Annotated in this window: 12 protein-coding genes; 8 read left to right on the forward strand and 4 right to left on the reverse strand. The window is 47.4% G+C overall.

The annotated features are described in order from the left end of the window. Positions 1-66 precede the first annotated feature (66 nt). Positions 67-1596, forward strand: coding sequence for a YifB family Mg chelatase-like AAA ATPase (locus tag H6G50_RS15885; RefSeq protein WP_190718080.1), 1530 nt, complete (start codon positions 67-69; stop codon positions 1594-1596). 62 nt (positions 1597-1658) lie between these two features. Here H6G50_RS15885 and H6G50_RS15890 read toward each other — a convergent pair whose 3' ends face one another. The 3 genes from H6G50_RS15890 to H6G50_RS15900 form a co-directional block, all read right to left on the reverse strand. Continuing rightward, a complete protein-coding gene (locus H6G50_RS15890; RefSeq protein ID WP_190718083.1) occupies positions 1659-3329 on the reverse strand; it encodes an adenylate/guanylate cyclase domain-containing protein in 1671 nt (556 codons plus the stop codon). Between the two features lie 20 nt (positions 3330-3349). Beyond that, entirely contained in the window at positions 3350-6337 is a 2988-nt protein-coding gene (locus tag H6G50_RS15895) for an ATP-binding protein (protein ID WP_199303056.1), read from the reverse strand. Positions 6338-7002: 665 nt separating this feature from the next. Then, complete coding sequence (locus H6G50_RS15900; protein WP_190718096.1) at positions 7003-7188, reverse strand: NAD(P)H dehydrogenase subunit NdhS; 186 nt, start codon at positions 7186-7188, stop codon at positions 7003-7005. Positions 7189-7338: 150 nt separating this feature from the next. On the opposite strand from H6G50_RS15900, the gene H6G50_RS15905 reads away from it, so the two are divergent. From H6G50_RS15905 to petE, 5 genes are all read left to right on the forward strand, one after another. Continuing rightward, a complete protein-coding gene (locus tag H6G50_RS15905; RefSeq protein WP_190718108.1) occupies positions 7339-10350 on the forward strand; it encodes a GAF domain-containing protein in 3012 nt (1003 codons plus the stop codon). Between the two features lie 68 nt (positions 10351-10418). Beyond that, on the forward strand, positions 10419-11186 hold the full coding sequence (locus tag H6G50_RS15910; RefSeq protein ID WP_190718110.1) for a sirohydrochlorin chelatase: 768 nt from the start codon (positions 10419-10421) through the stop codon (positions 11184-11186). A 235-nt stretch (positions 11187-11421) separates the two neighbouring features. Further along, positions 11422-11910 carry a photosystem II cytochrome c-550 gene (psbV, locus tag H6G50_RS15915; protein ID WP_190718113.1) on the forward strand — a complete coding sequence of 163 codons (489 nt, stop codon included), beginning with the start codon at positions 11422-11424 and terminating at the stop codon, positions 11908-11910. A 145-nt stretch (positions 11911-12055) separates the two neighbouring features. Further along, complete coding sequence (gene psbV2, locus H6G50_RS15920; protein WP_190718118.1) at positions 12056-12574, forward strand: photosystem II cytochrome PsbV2; 519 nt, start codon at positions 12056-12058, stop codon at positions 12572-12574. A 103-nt stretch (positions 12575-12677) separates the two neighbouring features. Beyond that, entirely contained in the window at positions 12678-13079 is a 402-nt protein-coding gene (gene petE / locus H6G50_RS15925) for a plastocyanin (RefSeq protein WP_190718120.1), read from the forward strand. A gap of 25 nt (positions 13080-13104) precedes the next feature. Here petE and H6G50_RS15930 read toward each other — a convergent pair whose 3' ends face one another. After that, a complete protein-coding gene (locus H6G50_RS15930; protein ID WP_190718123.1) occupies positions 13105-15384 on the reverse strand; it encodes a recombinase family protein in 2280 nt (759 codons plus the stop codon). A 103-nt stretch (positions 15385-15487) separates the two neighbouring features. On the opposite strand from H6G50_RS15930, the gene H6G50_RS15935 reads away from it, so the two are divergent. Continuing rightward, positions 15488-16834: a proton extrusion protein PcxA gene (locus tag H6G50_RS15935; RefSeq protein ID WP_190718126.1), complete on the forward strand. Its 1347-nt coding sequence runs from the start codon at positions 15488-15490 to the stop codon at positions 16832-16834. A 390-nt stretch (positions 16835-17224) separates the two neighbouring features. After that, on the forward strand, positions 17225-19135 hold the full coding sequence (locus tag H6G50_RS15940) for an AAA family ATPase (RefSeq protein WP_190718130.1): 1911 nt from the start codon (positions 17225-17227) through the stop codon (positions 19133-19135). The last annotated feature ends 124 nt before the right edge of the window (positions 19136-19259 follow it).

A 19259-nucleotide genomic window follows, 5' to 3' on the forward strand; every position in this document is an offset into this window, starting at 1 on the left:
TTTGTTAAGTCATTCCCCGCGCGCAGCGGGTTGTATTCTTCCAATTTTTAATTCCCAATTCCCAATATGCTTGCCAGAGTTTGGAGTGCGGCGATTGTCGGTATTGATGCCGTTAAAGTAGGCGTAGAAGTCGATGTTTCTGGGGGACTGCCCAAAACTTTGATTGTCGGACTGCCGGATGCAGCGGTGCAGGAATCGCGCGAACGGGTGAAGTCGGCGATTAAAAATTCTGGGTTTGGGTTTCCGATGCGGCAAATTGTAGTCAATCTTACGCCCGCTGATTTACGCAAGGAAGGGCCTTGTTTTGATTTGCCGATCGCGATCGGTATTTTAGCCGCGTCTCAAAGCCTCAATACCGAGCTATTGGGCGACTATTTATTTTTGGGCGAATTGTCCCTCGATGGCAGTTTGCGCCCCGTGGCGGGCGTTTTACCTATCGCTGCGGCAGCCGAACGGATGGGGATTGTCGGGTTAATTGTGCCGAAGGATAATGCCACAGAAGCGGCGATTGTGGATGGGTTGGCGGTATATGGGTTCGAGAATTTAGCGGAGATTGCCGATTTTCTCGATCGCCCGGAAGCTTGTACTCCTGTCACCGTTAATGTCAAAGAAGAGTTGACAAAACCACTTTTTTGCATCCCCGATCTCAAAGAAGTAAAAGGACAAACTCACGCCCGTCGCGCCCTAGAAATTGCCGCCGCCGGAGGGCATAATTTAATCTTTGTCGGGCCGCCGGGAAGCGGTAAAACAATGCTCGCTCGCCGCTTGCCGGGAATTTTGCCGCCGCTGTCTTTTTCCGAAGCGTTGGAAGTCTCGCAAATTCACTCGGTCGCTGGCTTTTTGAGAGATAAAGGCACGTTAATTAAAGAACGTCCTTTTCGCAGTCCCCACCATTCTGCTTCCGGCCCTTCGTTGGTGGGTGGGGGCAGTATTCCGCGTCCGGGAGAGATTTCTTTAGCTCATAGAGGGGTTCTATTTCTCGACGAATTAACCGAGTTTAAGCGCAATGTTTTAGACTTTTTGCGCCAGCCGTTAGAAGACGGTCAAGTGAGTATTTCGAGAACCAAACAATCGGTGGTTTTTCCCGCTCAATTCACTTTAGTAGCGAGTACAAATCCTTGTCCTTGCGGTTACTTTGGCGATCCGATTCAAGCTTGTACTTGTTCGCCGCGATCGCGCGAGCAATATTGGGCAAAATTATCCGGCCCTTTGATGGATCGCATCGATTTACAAGTCAGCGTCAATCGCCTCAAACCGGAAGAGATGACAGGACAGCGCTTAGGGGAAGAATCGCAGGTGGTGCGCGAACGAGTGACTGCCGCCCGCGATCGCGCTAGAACCCGATTTGACAACGATCCCAGCGCGCGCAGCAACGCCGAAATGCAAAGCCGCCACCTGCGTCAATTTTGCCCACTCGACGAAGCCAGTCGCAACCTTTTAGAGGCGGCAATTCGCAAATTAGGACTCTCGGCGCGGGCGATGGATCGGGTGTTGAAAGTTTCGCGGACGATCGCGGATTTAGCGGGTGAAGAGGCGATTCAAGTCCCGCACGTTGCCGAAGCGATCGGCTATCGGACGTTGGATCGAATGCAGTAGACATCTCCGAAATACATCAATGTTTGTATTCCAGTGGTAAAGCTAGAGTTTCACAACCCAAATCAGCTTGCTATCATTCCTTTCAAAAAATAAGTGTCCATTTGCCCCTTTCCCTTTATCCGCACGAGTTCCCTTTTCTGAAAAAAGAATTTTTTGTGCAACCGCTTATAAACTTCGGATGTCACTTGAATTTCGTCAGGCAGACTGGACGATTGTAGCCGAGAAGCAAGATTTACAGCATCGCCCCATAAATCATAAGAAAATTTAGACAAACCGATAACACCTGCAACCACTTCGCCCACATGAATTCCGACGCGAATTTGCAAAACTTCTCCCGTTTCTTCTCGGAATTGCTGCATCGCAGTTAGCATATCTAATGCCATACGCGCGATCGCCTCAACAGGACTCGAGGACTCCTGCGCGCAGTGAATCCCCGGCAGTCCGCCAACCACCATATACGCATCGCCAATGGTTTTAATTTTTTCCAGGCAGTATTTTTGCGCCAGCAGATCGAATTCAGAAAAAATGCGATCGAGTAATTTCACGAGTTCGAGAGGTGTTTTTCGAGAAGAAAAATCCGTGAAATTAACTAAATCTGCAAATAGAATGCTTGCCTCCTCAACGCGATCGGCGATGACCGTTTCTCCTTGATACAACCGTTGCGCGATCGGAGCCGGTAAAATATTCAACAACAGTTTTTCCGTTTTTTCTTGTTCTTGTTTTAATCGATATTCTGCCTGCTTTCGTCTTAACAAAGAACCGAGTTGAAACGCCACGGCAAAAATGAGTTGAAAGGCTCGTGCTTGGAATTTTAAAGGTTGCTTAGCAAAAAAAACTAACACAGCAAAAACTGTTTCAGTTTCATCGAGAATGGGAATACCGAGAACAACTTTTAACCCCGCTTGTGCTGCGTGGTAGCAACGACAAAAAACTGATTCTGGTACAGTTGAGAGATCGCTAAAATATTCTGGAGCCTTCGATTGCCACACCCTTCCCGGCAGTCCTTCTCCTAAATTAAACCTCAGTTTGCAACTTTCTTCGCGAAAAGACGTTAATTCTGGGGATTGAGCGTAGTATCCAACATGGCAATCTAGAGTCGTCTCCTCTTCATTGGGAACCCAAGCTTCCGCAAAATCCCAATGGATGCTGCGGCAAAGAATGCGTAAAATTTCCTGAAACGCCATATCTAAATCGGCTGCTTTTTCTAATGTTTGACTCACCGTTAACAAAAGACGAGTTTCTGACTCCGACTGGCGGCGATCGCAAACTTCTTGTTCTAAAAGTTTATTTTTTTCTTCTAACAGATTATTTTTATCCGCTAATTCTTGTTGCAAAAAACGCAGGCTCAGTTGATGTTCGACCCGAACCAGAACTTCTTCTTCCTGAAAAGGTTTTGTGACGTAATCTACTCCCCCAACTTGAAAGGCTTTGAGTTTGCTTTCTGTTTGACCCAAGGCGCTAATAAAAATAATGGGAATTTCCCGAACGAATTCTGAATTTTTTAATTTTTTGCAAAGGTCGTAGCCATTGATATCGGGTAAATTAATATCGAGTAAAATCAAATCGGGTTTAACTCGTTCGATGGCAGCAAGAGCTAAAGTCCCACTAATGGCTTTGCGAATTTTATAGCCGCGAGCTTGCAAAATCTCCGATAAAACGCGCAGATTATCGGGTTCGTCGTCTACTAAAAAGATAACTCTTTCTTTTTCTGACAATATACTAGACTGAAGCATAAAGGTTGATATAAGCCAAATTACATTGATTTATTTTTGATTTCCAATCCACCCGTGACTTCAGCGATAATATCCAAACGATAGTTAGCGACGAGGTTTTTTAAGATTTGGAGGAGCGTAACTTCCGTAGAAGGGATTTCTTCAATAAGTCGAAATATTCTTTCTTCATCGACAGAAATAGCCGCATCATTAAGCCGATCTATCCATGACTTCGGCATAATTTGAATCGCTTTTTCAGTTAAATCTAGGGAAATGGAGAGGGGAGCAGGTGGAATCGGTTCTTCCTCCGCATATAAATAGCAAATGTGCAAGCGCTCGGCAATTTTTTCAAGCAAGACTTCTTCTTGAAAAGGCTTTCTCATGACCTCATCGCAACCCGCATTCAAGATATCCACTCGTTCTTCTTCAAAGGCATTTGCCGTAATTGCAATAATTACCGTATCCTTGCCTTCAGGAGAACCTTTAATCGTTCGGGTTGCTTCGTAGCCATCAAGGACGGGCATTTGCATATCCATTAAAATAAGCTGAGGTTGCCAAGCGTTCCAAACGCTTAAACACTCTTTCCCATTTTCCACAGCGCGCACTTGAAACCCAAGAGATTCTAAGATATCGACCAGCAATCTGCGATTCTCCAAAACATCTTCAGCAATCAAGATGCGGTAGTCGGGCTGTCCGGGTTCTAAACCGATAATTCGCTTCTGTTGAACGGACTGTTGGACTTCTTCTTGCGAGCTTTCAGGGGCGCGAACTTGAAACGAAAAGGTACTCCCTCGATTCACCTCGCTTTGTACGCTCATTGTTCCTCCCATGAGACGAACAAACTGTTGACTAATCGCCAACCCTAACCCCGTTCCTTCCATCGAACGGCGACCGGATTCTGTTTGCTCGAAGGCTTTAAACAGTTGTTTCATTTCGTCGGAACTAATCCCCGTTCCCGTATCGCAAACTTTGCAGGTGAGAAGCGGAACAGATTCATTCTTTGACTCGGACTGCCACTCGATATAAAGCTCAACTCGACCGACTTCTGTGAATTTGAGCGCGTTACCAATGAGGTTAATTAAAACTTGGTTTAATTTACTTTCATCAATGCGAATGTATTGAGGAACTTCGGGCGAAAGATGAAAGTTGAGAGCCAGTCCTTTAGCGCGCGCTTTGAAACCGAGCATAGCTTCTAGCGAGGCGAGCAGTTCGTAAAGATCGATACTTTTTTCGTTCAATGTTTCTTGACCGGCTTCGATTTTAGACATTTCGAGAACGTCGTTAATCAGTTCTAGTAAATGTTGACCGCTGCGGTTAATAATGCTAATATATTCTCGATGTTGAGAACTGAGCGTCACATCGCGATTCATGACTTGGGTAAAGCCTAAAATTGCATTGAGAGGAGTGCGCAGTTCGTGACTCATTTTTGCGAGAAATTGGCTTTTTGCTTGGTTCGCGATCGCGGCATCTTCTAAAGCGACCTGGGAAAACTTTAGCAGCAACGTACTTCTCAGTTCCCGCGCGGTATCAATTTCTATTTGCTGCCAGGGTAAGGATGTCTGTCTGACAGTTTCTTGCCAAGCGGCAAAAGATTTACGAGGCGACAGGCGAAGGCTGCCATCCTCTTCAACTTCGACGAATTTGTGAGTATCTCCGGCCCAATTTACCGTGCGAACAAGCTCTGGTCGAAACCATAAAAGATGGTAAGATGTTCGATCGGGTAAAAGCGAAATCGCCAGTACGCCGCTTGCTTGTGTTGCAAACTTTTCGGCGGGGGGATAGTGTTGGGCAAGGCAATGGGTTGCTAGCACTTCGTCTTGGGTTGAATGAATCAACCAAGCGATTAAATCTTGAGTTTCTAAGTAAGATGGAGTTTGACCGACTAATATCAAATCTTGACCGGCGCAAAAAGCGAGTCCTTGTGCATTCGTCAAACTCAAAAATTGTTCGCTATTCTCCTCAACAACTTTACCAATAAATTTCTGGGTTGTCGAAAGTTTATATTTAATAGTTTGTTTGATTTCGTTAATGCGATCGCGGTGTTGAATGCGGTCTTTTTCCTGTTGATAAACAATTTCAATCGAAACAAATAATCCGAGAAGCTCGCAGACTTTGCGGACTTCGGGAGGGACGTGACGGGGTTCGTAATGGTGACAGGCGATCAAGCCCCAAAGGTGGCGGTCGTTGACCAAAGAAATTGAAAAAGAAGCGTCAACCCCCATGTTTTGCAAATATTCTCGATGTAACGGAGAAACGCTCCTCAACACTGAAAAACTGAGATCGGTGGGTTCGTTCGAGATCGGGTTAGTGGCTGGGATAAGGTTTGCGGGTTCGTAGTTTGAAGTTACAATCAAACGCAGCCAATTTCGGTAATACAGTTCTCTGGCTTGTTTGGGAATATCTGAAGCGGGATAGTGTAAATCGAGATAGGATTCTAGGTTGTCTCGTTTGGCTTCTGCGATGACGACACCGCTTTCATCGGGTTCAAAACGATAGATCGTCACTCGGTCGAAACCTACGATCTCTCGAACTTCTTCGGCTAGCAATTGGGTTGCTTCTGAAAAGTTTTTGGCTTTCCGAATCCGCGCGATCGCCGTTTTGAGACGCTGGTAAAAGTCCAAGTTCGAGCTTAAGGAGTCGGAAGACGCGGGTTCTAATTCTAAGATCGCGACTCCGCCGTGACGGTGCAACGTTCCGTAGTATGTTAAGTTTGTTTCTTTGACCTTTAAGGTTAAGATAGGGAACGAAAATTGCTCGGACTGGTCGCGGCTGAGGTGAAAGCGGATGGTTTCAATGTCTTCAGGCGAAAATAACAGGCTGAGGTCTCGATCGATCAGAGAGCAAGCCGGAATACCCAGACGATCTTCCGTGTTTTCGCTGACTTGTCGGAGAATGAGGTCGGGTTCTTGGAGAACGAGCAATACACCGTGAGGCTGGATTTGTCCGGGGATATGGATTGCTTCGCGATCGCAATTTGTAACGTCTGCTTCTTTAGGGGAAACCCATTTTTGGGAGTTCATATCAAACATTGTTTTTTTTAATTCCTGGATCGCAACCTACAACTGTGAGGGTTTAGCAGCGCGTTTCAAGGAGATTTGTAGAGCAGACAATTTTAATAACTTTAATAACAAGGGGCTAACCATTTTATCAAGAATAAAAATATACTATTTCTAGTTGGCGTAAGAGACGGTTTTCTGTCTGGGTATGACCTGAATAAAGGAGATATTCAGTTAGGGCGAACCCCACCTACGCGAGAGCTAATAATAACGCTACTTTATAACTCAATGCCCGAACTTAAACTCATAATAGCTCCCTCACAATGGGGAAGTCAAGAAAATCCGAATTCAGTTACTATGACTGATTAACCAAATCGATTTTTCAATTGCTATTAATTTTCAATAAAAGCGGGTCTATGCTGGGGGTAAACGAGCGCCCCAAAACGCCGCTCCCAATACAAATTGACCGAATCTTAGAAAAAATAAGATAGGGTTGTCAACAATGACAACCCTATCTTATTAATGATTACTTTCCAAGCCAAAGTTTCACCTCTTTCCCCGGAATTCTACCTCGATCGCTCGCGAGTATACTCAATCTCAAACTTATGCAATGGCGGGGGCGATGGAGAGAGCTATTTGGGATGAAGCGAAACGTCCGAATCGCCTCATCCAAAGCTGGATTTTGCGCTTAAGGAAAATTACTTTTTCTTTCTGAGATCGACTTCTTCAATTTCAGAAAGCATAAAAGTCACCAGTTTATCCCAGTTTCCGCCTTCAAAAAGAACGGCGGCTCGCCCGTCGCTGATGCGCTGAACGAGTCCTTCAAAGCAATAGTAAGTATCGTTGGGGTTAATTACTTTAACCGTAGCTCCGGGCAAAATCATAAATCGTTCTGGCTCAAAAGTGGGTATTTCGATACTACTTTACCAAAAACGCGGCCCGTGCAAGACGCGAGCAAGCCGAATAGTCAAAATCGGAGAAATGTTTTTAAATTGAGAAAGAGAAAACTATAGTAATTGCTCTTATTGGCCCTCATGACTGCCGGACTGCAACGGGTTCTATCCACTCTGTTCTCGAATGTCACTCAGTTGTCAGAAAGCGATCGCGTTCGCGCCCTCAAACGAGAGCGAGACCAGTTGCGCCGCGAAGTCAAGCAACTGCACCAAGAACTTTTACCAGAACCCGTGCGCGTCGCCCAACAAAAGGCCTTGATGGCTGTCGTCACGAAAATTCGCGAATCGCTCGATTTAGAAACCATCTTTCGCTCGACAGCGCGGGAAGTTCGCCAATTGCTCGATGCCGATCGCGTCGGTATTTATCGCTTCCTCCCTAACTCCTCCTGGAGTGAAGGCGAATTCGTCGCCGAAGACGTGCGCCCGCCCTACAGTTCAATCGTCGGTCTCAAAATTTACGACCATTGCTTTAGCGAAGACTTTGGCATTTATTACCGTCGGGGACGGATTTGGGCAGTCGATGACTTTGAAGATATCGATCTCCACACCTGCATGAAGTTGCTGGTCGAACGGGTTGGATTTCGCGCCAACCTCGTCGTACCGTTGCTCGAAGGCGAACAACTTTGGGGGTTAATGTCCGTTCACCTCTGTACCGAAGCGCGCCACTGGACGGAGGATAACATCGAGTTCGCCCAACAAATTGCCCTTCATTTAGGCGTTGCCCTACAACAAGCTCAAGCCTTGGCTTGGCAGCAACAACAATCCGACTTTCTCGCCCGCGCTGTCAGCCAAGCGGTAGGGCGGGAGAAAACCGTTGCTGCGATTATTGATAAAATTCGCCGTTCTCTCGATTTAACGACAATCTTCAAAACGACAGTCGAAGAAGTCCGACATCTCTTAGGAGCAGATCGCGCCGTTATTTATCACTTCAATCCAGACTGGAGTGGCGAATTTGTGGTCGAATCTATTGCGCCGGGATGGAAATCTTTCCTCGACCAACAGGAAGAAAATCCTCTGATTCGTAAAAGTATCAATCAGTGTAGTCTGACTGAGTTAGGAAATCCAACCATTAGCGATACTTACTTCCAAAAGACTCAAGGGGGACGTTTTAACCACGGAGAAGTGTTCAGAATTTGTAACGATCTCTACGCTGAGGGATTTTCTAAATGTTACGTGGAACTGCTCGAGAGTCAACAAGCACGAGCTTATGTCATCATCGCCATTTACAACGGTAATCTACTTTGGGGATTGCTCGCTGCTTACCAGAACTCCGGTCCGCGCCAGTGGCAAGAGCGAGAAGTACAGTTTTTAGTGCAAATTGGCGACCAATTAAGTATTGCCGTTCAACAAGCCGAACTACTCGCTGCAACCCAACAGCGATCGCACGAATTAGCGACGACGCTAGAAAAACAACTCGAACAGCGCGCGCTCGAACTGGCGCTGGAAGCAGAACAGGAACGCGCTCTTTCGGAAGTTATCGATAAGATCCGGCAAACTTTGGATTTGGAGACGATTTTTCAAACTGCTACAACTGAAGTACGTCAATTGCTAAATGCCGATCGCGTAGCAATCTATGCGTTTGGTGCGGGGAGCAACTGGGAGTACGGCTGTATTGTCTCTGAAGATGTGGTCGAGCCGTTTGCGAGCGCGCTGGCAGTGGAGATCGAGGATCGCTGTTTTAGCACGCGCGCACAAGCTTACAGTCAGGGGCAGATTTGGGCCTGCGAAGATATTCAGAAGGTGGATTTGGAGCATTGCCATTTTATGACGCTTTCTCGCTTCCAAGTCCGAGCCAATCTCGTTTTGCCGTTAATTAAGGCCGGTCAACTCTGGGGATTGCTTTGCATTCACCAATGTTCCGCGCCGCGCAAGTGGCAGGAGAAAGAAATTGAATTTGTCCGTAAAATTGCCGTTCAACTGGGGGTAGCGCTGCAACAGGCGGAATTGCTAACGCAGGCACAAGAGCGATCGCGCGAATTGCGTTCTACTTTAGCAGACCTTAACACGATTGTCGATCGCCTCGCGGATGGGCTTTTAGTTATCGATCCCACCGGCAAGATTACGCGCTTTAATCCGGCATTGTTGGAAATGTTTAATCTCAACGGAATCGACTTGCTCGGAAAAAATATCGCCTCGATTTTTCCGTTAGATTTAGCGCTTTTGGCTCAAAAAACCGAACGTCAGGATAAGGGAACTGTCTCGGCTAATGTTAAATTAAGCCGCGATCGCGAGGGACAAGCCTTAGCAACGAGCATTCGTCGGGAAGGAGACGGCGACGAAGGCCAACAAGATTTAGGACTGGTGGTTTTGATTCGCGATGTCACCGTCGAACGGGAAGTCGATCGCATGAAAACCGATTTTCTGGCGACAGTTTCCCACGAATTGCGCACGCCGCTGACTTCGGTATTGGGTTTTGCTTCGATTATCCGCGACAAGCTCGAAGAAGATATTTTTCCGGCAGTGAAGTTAGAAGTCCTGCGGGCGCAAAAAGCGATGAAGCGAGTGCGATCGAATATTAATATTATCGTCTCGGAAGCCGAACGATTGACTTCTTTGATTGACGACGTTCTCGATATTGCCAAAATGGAGGCGGGGCGCGTCGATTGGAATATTAAGCCGGTGGAACCTCGCGAGATTTTAGAACGCGCGATCGCGGCTACCGCTTCCCTCTTCGAGCAAAGCAACTTAAGGCTGATTCGCGAGATCGAGCCGAACCTACCCCACGTCGAAGTCGATAGCGATCGCCTCATTCAAGTCTCGATCAACCTCCTCTCTAATGCCGTCAAATTCACCCCCCAAGGAACCGTTAGCTGTCGGGCGCAGCGTCAAGAAGGTTTCCTGCTTGTCAGTATCATCGATACCGGTATTGGTATTGCCCCCGAAGATCGCGAAAAAGTCTTTGAACGGTTCAAGCAAGTCGGAGATATACTCACCGATAAGCCGAAAGGAACTGGCTTGGGATTGCCCATCTGCAAGCAAATTATCGAATTTCACGGCGGTAAAATTTGGGTGGAAAGCGAACTAGGGGCTGGCAGTACCTTTTGCTTTACCCTGCCCCTCGCCGGAGAAACGCCCGAGTTGCTGCCTCGTTAAACAATTCTTGTGAAAACTGTTAGAGTATAAGGCAAGCGATCGACACAAAACTTAACTTTTAAAAGCCCTTGTCCTCTGCTTATCTGCTAGTGTCGCATGGTAGCCGCGATCCGCGCCCCCAAACTGCGGCAAAATATCTCACCCAATTAGTCCTGCAAGCGCTGGATGCCCCTGAAGTTCGTTTCGCGATCGAGTCCCGAAATCGATCGCTGAAAAACAGCTTGCCGATTGTCGGAAGCACAACCTTAGAATTCGCCTCTCTCCCGCTCCACCAAAGCATTGAAAAATTTGCCTTGCGGGCGAAAGCAGCCGGATTTAACGAAGTGCAGATCGTTCCTCTATTTCTTCATGCAGGCGTTCACGTTCTTGAAGATCTTCCCGCTGCTGTGGAGCAAGCACAGCACGCTTTAACAGCAGGCATCTCCCTCAATCTATTACCCCATCTCGGCAGTTATGCAGGCGTAGAGCGATTACTCGTCGCTGAGTTCGAGCGTTTGGACGCGCGCCAACGAATTTTGCTCGCACATGGCAGTCGCCGCCCGAGAGGAAATGATGGGATTTCTAGCTTAGCCAACCGACTCGGAGCTAGAGTTGCCTACTGGTCGATCGCTCCAAGTTTAGCCCAACAAGTCAGCGATTTAGCCGCCGGAGAAGCGATCGCGATCGTCCCCTACTTTCTCTTCGCCGGAAACATCACCGAAGCGATTGCCGCCGAGAACGAACAACTGCAACGCCAAGTTCCCGAAACCGCCCTTCGGCTCGGTCAACCCCTCGGCGCAACCCCAGAACTCGCCGCCTCAATTGTCGAAGCATTAGTCGAGGCGAACCGCAATTAAAAGCTCGTTCAAAATGGCTGAAATCCTCTCAGGGGAGGCATTTTGAATTTTAGATTTTGAAAGCGTGAATTCCGCTTGGGAAGGATCCTTTACCGGGGTTCTAAAATCCAACATGGAAACGGTACGTTTGAATGGCATCATAGTTTATACGACCGTCTGGCAAGCGGCAGATCGCGCTTTATCTAGGTCGCGATCGCCGTGCCACAGAATAAGCCAAACTGTTTTGAGGAGAAGTATGCTAAAACGCCTTTTTTTGGGATTAGTCGCGACTTTAATTTTTACGCTGCAACTGCCGATCGATCGCGCTTTTGCAGTTGATATCAAGCAAGAATTACGCACGGTCAAGCAAGATGCGACCGAGAATGTCGTAGTTTCTAACAAGGAATTCGAGCATGGCAAACGCTTGTTTACCAATGCTTGTTCTAAGTGCCACATGGCCGGCAGAACCAAAACCAACCCGAACGTCACTTTAGGAAGTACCTCTCTTAAAGGGGCTGAACCCCCTCGCGACAATGTTGACGAAATTGTCAGCTACCTCAATAATCCCAAAACTTATGATGGGGAGCAAGATATTAGCGAACTGCACCCGAATACCACTCGGACCGATCTGTATCCGGAAATGAGAAATTTAACTCAACAGGATTTACAAGATTTGGCAGGCTACATCTTAACGGAAGCGCAGATTCGCGGTTTCCGTTGGGGCGCTGGTAAAGTCTACGACTAAATTAATTCAAGAACCGTTGCTCTAAAGCGCATTGCCGGGAAGGGGAGCGCCTTGACTCAATAATTACTCATTCGTAATTCGTAATTCAAGCTCGACTCTCCTTACCCCATTTTTTTATTTTGAAGTTTTTGCTGGGCAAACCATTATGAATCAACCCATAACGTTTAAGATTTTTGCAACCGGTTGGTTGCGCGCTAGTCTAGCTATCTTGAGTGCGTGTTTGGTTCTTTTAGCGGGGACTCGTCCTGCCCTAGCTGTCGATAAATATATTACTCGCTATATCGCTAAAGAACCTGTTGCGGTTCCTTACGACGCACAAGGGAATACGCAAACCTATACGCCCGATGATTTTTATCAAGGGAAAGAACTGTTTAAAGAACATTGTATTTATTGTCATGTTGGCGGCACGACCGTTCAAGATCCGACCGTTTCTTTATCGCTAGAAGACCTCGGCGGCGCAACACCTCCTCGCAATAACGTCACTGCGATAGCAGACTTTATGCGCGATCCCCTCAGCTACGATGGCAGCGAACCCAGTCTTGCCTGCCGTAAAGTAACCGAGGCTTGGATGTCAAAAACAGAACTCGAAAAGTTAGCGGCTTTTGTATTGCGCGCGGCAGAAAAATCGCCGGGATGGGGAAACTCAGAGATTGAAGTTAGATAAGGCTAAAGATTGAGTTTGACCGACGATCGAATCGGAAAAGTGGGTGAAAAGGTTTGGTGGTAAAATTAGCAGTAGATTCAAAAAACTGCTGGGAGACAAATTAATGAAGCTAGTCGTACTGCCAAAACGTCTTGGCTTACTTCTATCGGCAATATTGCTAGTTTTAGCAAGCCTTTGTTTGGGTGCGAACTCTGCTGCTGCCGAAACCTATACGGTCAAAATGGGGTCGGATAGCGGAAGGCTTCAGTTCCAACCCAGTACCCTCAAAATTAAGCCGGGAGATACGGTGAAATTTGTCATCAATAAGCTAGCCCCTCACAATGCTGTTTTTGACAAAGGTCCGGTGGGTGTCGATTTAGAAAAGCTTTCTCGCGAAAAATTATTATTTTCGCCCGGTCAGTTTTATTCGACAACGTTTCCGGCAGATGCAGCATTCGGGGAATATTCCTATTACTGTCGGCCCCATCGCGGTGCGGGCATGGTTGGAAAGATAATCGTGGAATAATTGAATGAGGAAAGGCTGCGTGTTTTTAGCTTTGCTGGGCGATCGCGATCGCAGCAGTGGTTTGGGCGGCGTAGACTAAGGGCAACAGCAATCCGGTTTGTTCGGTTCCGTTCGCTGCCAGATCGCTGTGACACAGATAAACTCGCTCTTCGGCTCGGGCTAAAAGATCGCGCAGAATGCGTTCTAAGCGTTCTCCGTCGGCTTTGATTTGCGCTTCGGGAGTCCAAGGAACCAACCCAGCCCGCAGAAAGAGGGGAGCGGCAAATAAGGTGGCCGCACCGCCGGATTCCCACAAATGGGAGGAAGCATCGAGCCAAAAGTGCCAGCGATGGGAAAGGCGGCTGGAACGGTATTGGAAGATAGTCGCGAGGGTAATGGCGTTGGGCGGAGTCAGTCCGAGTGGTCGTCCGGGACGCGCGTTGGCAGAAATCGTACCGCGATCGAGCAGTTGGATGAATTGTGCGATTTCTTCGGTGCGAGAGCGGGCGCTAGGTTCGTTTTGCCGCAGTCGGCGCTCCACTTCCCAGAAGTGTTGTGCGGTTTCCATCAGTTCGCGCAGGGCAGAGAGGCGCTGGAAGGAAAGGCGTTGGTTGTTGGCGAAGAAATGCTTGATGGCGCGGTCGAGGATGGCGATAACGCTGGCGTTAGGAGTTTGTTCGAGCAGGGTATGGGTTTCTTCAATCCAAGCGCAGAGCTTTTGGTAGGCGAGGGTGGCGCGATGTCCGAGGCGATCCCAGCGGGGGAAGGTTTCGATGGGGAGTAAGCGCGGGCGTTCGAGATGGAATTCATAGCAGAAGTCGGCGATGAGTCCGGCGCGGGCTGGGTCGATCGCGTTTTCGCTGACTGTTTCTCCTTCGGCGGGTGCGAGTAGGGAACCGCTGGTCACGACGAGCATTTCGGCGACTGCATCGCGATCGATTAATCGTCCTAATCCGGGGTAGAGGAGGGCGAGGAGGGTGAGAAGGGCGCGCACGGCGGGAGAGGCGATTAAGGGGCGCTGTTCGTTGAGGGGTTCGACAGCAATGTCTCGTGCGGAAAAAATTTCAATGAGGGTGTAACGCGCGATCGCGTCCAACCCGGGGGCGATAATAGCGATATCTTGGGGCTGGACTTCGCCGCGAGCGATCGCTTGAATAATTAAATCGGCGGTTTGTCGCAGCAGCGCCGCTCTCGAGGTTGTTTGAATCGAACGGATGGTTTCTGGCAAACCCTCCAACTCTGCCGGTTCCTCTAGCATTGCTACCACGGTTTCCCGCAGCAATCTCGGACTCTCTCCCCCATTCTCTCCGTCTCCCCCTCTCCCCCTCTCCCCGTCTCCCCATCTCCCCGTCTCCCCGTCTCCCCATCTCCCCGTCTCCCCGTCTCCCCCTCTCCCCCTCTCCCCATCTCCCCCTCTCCCCATCTCCCCATCTTCCATCCACTGTACTTGACAGCGTTGCGCCAATTCTGCCATATAGTCGGGATCGGCATTTAATCCCAAGCGAATTTTTCCGTCGGGGTTGAAGGTAAAGATGCCGGTTGCGCCGCCATCGAGCAAAACTTCGATGAGGTCGCGCGCGATCGCGGGATAATCATCGACATTATCGGCAAATACGGCTTGATAGCGCCGTCGCAAATGATATTGATAGGTCGAATCCGGGAGCAAGTAACGCCAGTACAGTTCGTAAATGATGCCGTAGCTGAGCAAACCGCGTTCCAGACACCACTGCCGCCATTCAAGGAGAAGTTGTCCTCGTAGTTTACCCGCGATCGCTTCCCCGCCAACCGCCGTTGGATTCGCCGTCAAGCTCGCATCCCATTCTGCTGCCATTAGCCCAGCTTCCAGGATTTCCGGGATTTCTTCGGCTGGAATGCCCGCCGCCCCCGCCAATTGCAGTAAATCTAAGGTTTGACGCACGAAACGATATTCATTAATTCCGGGAGGAAGGGCGTTTTCACCTTGTAGCGTCGCCCGCCAGAGTTGCGTGGCTAACTCTTGTTCGGTTTCCGGGCGCAAACGTAGCGGAAATTGAGCTTTCACCGCCAGTCGCTCGAACAATAGCGGCCAAAACAGCATCACCTCGTCGGAAATAAATCCTAAAGGCGTTTTTGCGATCGCCGGATAACTCCCTTCAATGGTCTGGGAAAGGCGATCCGCGATCGCTCGGCGGTTGTCATCGTTCGCGGCTAGGGCGAGGGCGGCTGGGGATAAAGCCGTACCCGATTGAGGTGAGGGAATTTTATCGGATACCCACCTGCGAAAGGCGGCGATTAAACGGTCGGTCTTACCGCTGCGAGAGGTTCCGACAATCCAAACTGAAACCAAAATGCTATCAATCGGACAAACCGGGTCTGAACTAATCTGCTATCATACCACATAAACTTCACAAATTTCTCGGTCGGAACTGTCCGATAAAACCCTCGAACCGATGAAAGTTCCTCCTTTATTTAAGAAAGCTCAACGTTGGTTTTTTAGCACGCCCGACCGTGCTTTAGACCGCGCTTATCGGTCGGCTCTAGCGATTAAAGCCTTAGAAGACGAATACTTTGAAGGCGGTATGGTTTCGCCCGAATCCAGTAGCTATAGCGAAGCAGTCATTGCGTATTGTCGGGCTGAAGTGCGCAAAAATTTAGGCATTATTAATAGTAGCCTCGCAGAATTTAAAACTACGCGATCTGTACTGAGTTTAGCCGATCTCGATAAAGGGATTGCCGATAAAGTTTACGATTTAGAATTTCGCGAACGTTCTGGAATTGTTATTGAAAAAATCAATTTTATTGATTCGGTCGTTCGTAAATATAAAGTCTCCCGACAGTCCAAAGACAAAATTGCCGTTTCTCTGGTTGAAATTCCCAAGAAGCCCCCTCAATCTCAGCGGCAAATTGTCCCCTCAGAGCCGCGAATGCCTGCCATCATCGATCCAATGGATAAGCGCCCAAATAATAAAGAAAAGGTCGAAACGATTTCTGATAAGGCAGGAGTTTTGCCGCGATCGCTCCTGAAAACTTTTAGCCGAATTCAGCGAGAAATTGACCCTCAATCCCAAGAATCTGAAGAAGAAATCCTCAAAAAGTTTCGACAATCTCGCGATCGCACGGCGATTTCTATTCGCTTCTTGCTGATTCTCGTTATTGTACCGCTTCTGGTTCATCAACTCTCAAAAACTTTTTTGATTTCGCCTTTGGTCGAGCAAAGTTTATTTACGGAGTCAACTGAAACAATCTTCTTAAATGAAGATATGCAAAAAGAAGCGATCGAGGAATTAAAAGCCTTTGAAGAATCCCTTCATTTCCGTTCGCTGCTCGGTATCGGGCCAAGCCTCTCGGCAGAAGAAATGGAAACCGAAGTCAAGCATAAAGCCGAAGAGTTAGCTGAAGATTATCGAGGGCGAGGCTCGACAGCAATTGCCAATATTTTTGCCGATGTCTGCTCGTTAATCGCTTTCACCGCCGTCGTCTTCGCCAGTCGAAAAGAGATTGCGATTCTGAAGTCCTTTATCGACGAACTAATTTATGGATTGAGCGACTCCGCCAAGTCATTTTTGATCATTTTGTTCACCGATATGTTCGTCGGATTCCACTCGCCTCACGGTTGGGAAGTCATATTAGAAGGCGTTGCGCGTCACTTTGGCTTGCCAGAAAGTCGCGACTTTAATTTCTTGTTTATTGCAACTTTTCCGGTCATCTTAGATACGGTTTTAAAGTATTGGATATTCCGCTATCTCAATCGGATTTCGCCGTCCGCCGTTGCCACGTATAAGACTATGAATGAATAGTTACTCTGCTGTGAGTTCTACTAATATCTTTTCAGAAATTTGACGGTCGCGAAGTGACACATAATTTCCATTGGTGTATTCGGCTTCATTGCCACGGCTCGCCGCGTTATTCTATCCCAGCTACAACTCAATTTATCGAGTATCTTAGCTTCTGTCTGGGAATTTTGAGCGATTTACTGTGGCTAATCCTCGATTTACCGGAGCGAGTAGTTCGATGATTTTTCGATCTGACTCCCTAAGATTCATACTGCGTTGGTGGAAAAATGAGATCGCGGTTACATCTGAATGGTGATAAGGGAATACTGTATTATAGGTCGCGAATTGGCTTGACAGATCGCAATTCAGCAAGCATTCCCGACTCAGCGCAGTCAACTTTACCCCTACATGAAAATGGATACTCCGTTAGAGTTAGAAACTTGTCTCAATCGATGGATAATTCCCCTTCTCCCCAAACAACTGCCAGGACAAGTTATTCGTAAGCTTCAAAATAACATCTTATTTATTTCACCACTGATTGATAACCTACCTTTAAAAGATGGTACGCAAGCCACAGAATTTTTTGCCCCAAATAGTGTTGCAGAGCAAGGCGATTATGTAACTTTTGAATGGGAAAAACCGGGCGAGCGCGGTATCGATCGCAGCAAACAACAACCCGGAAATCCGCACGCCGTTAAAGTTCGAGTCATCTCAGAACAAGAAGCTAAAGTTTTAGCGACGGAAGTACAAGAAAAAATCGCCACTCACTTACGTGAAGAGTTAAAAAAAGAACTAAACCAGCTTCAGCAACAACAAGTGAGCTTAGAACAGGAAATCGAGAAAAAAGTGAAAGAGAAGACCCAAGAGGTTGAGGAGAAAGAAATTGCTTTAAATCAACGAGAATTAGAGTTTAAAAGGCAGCAGGAACTCGACCGACAACAGCTACATGAAGACAGAAGCAGGCTTTCCCTTATCCATCAAGAAAGACAAGATTTTTTAGAAGGTTTGGAACGCTCCATTCAAGCTTCAGTAGATGATTCAGAAAAGACTAGGAGAGAGGCAAAAGAACTTTTTGATGCAGTAGAACCCTATCGTTTAGCCGTTCCTTTAGAAGTTCAAGAACAACCGATTCAGCCCTCGGAAGTTTTGCCTTTTCCTCAAAGCTTAGCATTGCAGTGGCAGACAATATTGAGCAAGTCGGGACTTTTTCTCCCTAAAAATATTGAGATGAGTTATTTACTAGCTCTGTTGAGTTCTTGTTATTCAGGCAGCCTTCTTCTTCTCAATGGCCCTGTCGGAGTTGGTAAGACAAGTATTATTAAAACTTCAGCCCATCTCTTAGGCGGAAGCTCGAAAATTATCCCCGTTCGCCCCGCTTGGCTCGATTCTTCTGACTTACTAGGTTTTTTCGATCCGTTAAGCGAAATATTTCGTCCCTCTCCTTTTCTAACGGCTCTTAAAGATGCGAAAATTCAACCCGATCGCTTGTGTTTAGTTTGCCTAGACGAACTGAATCTCGCTCGGATTGAGAACTACGGTGCTGACTTACTATCAGCACTAGAATATTCGCGCTTGCACCTTAATATATCCTCTCTCAACAGCGACGAACACCGACAAGGATTATTACTCTACTCTACCAGTATTGAAACTCAACTTTTTCAAGAAGCAAAGTTTTTACATGAGACAATCGAGCGCACGAACAAACAGGATATGAGACTCCAACAAATTCAGTCACTCTTAAACGATTACCCCTCAACCTTCAAACTTTCTCCCAACTCGGTGTTAATCGGAACCTTAAACTCCGATGAAACCACATACGATCTGAGTCCAAAAGTCATAGATCGCGCCTACACTATCGCTTACCCTCCTGCGAATTTAGCCAATTCACTCATAGCTACAAATCTGGGTGAAGCGCAATCGGTAATCCTCTCCATTGCATCCTTACAACGCGAAATTGCTTCAGTCGAAAAATTCGATCCAAAATCTCCCGAATGGAAACTTATCTTGAGATGGAACCAGAAATTTATCTCTGCATTAGGCATCCCTTTAGGACACCGTATTAGCCGAGACTATCAAGTTTTCTCTGCTGTCGCTAATCTTATAGGATTATCATCCCAAGATTGTCTAGGTCATTTTATTTTTACAAAACTGCTGCCGAGAATCTACTTCTTTAAAAATGATGAAAAGACAGGTTTATTGCAACAATGGCTTCAGGAGATCGAGACAACCTATCAACCTTACGATCCGGGTAATATCCTTTATCAGTTAAACGAACAACTGCAAGATAGACGACGAGCTAACGTGCGTTACTGGACAAAAGTATGAGAGGCTGTTTCTAAAGCACTCTTCATCTCCTGTAGGGTGGGAAAAGGCAGCGAAGATTATATGTCTGTATCGATTCAATCCAATATCCGCCTTTGCCCACTGCATTCCTCAAACCTTCTTCTTC

This window comes from Oscillatoria sp. FACHB-1406 (assembly GCF_014698145.1).
Taxonomy (GTDB): domain Bacteria; phylum Cyanobacteriota; class Cyanobacteriia; order Cyanobacteriales; family Spirulinaceae; genus FACHB-1406.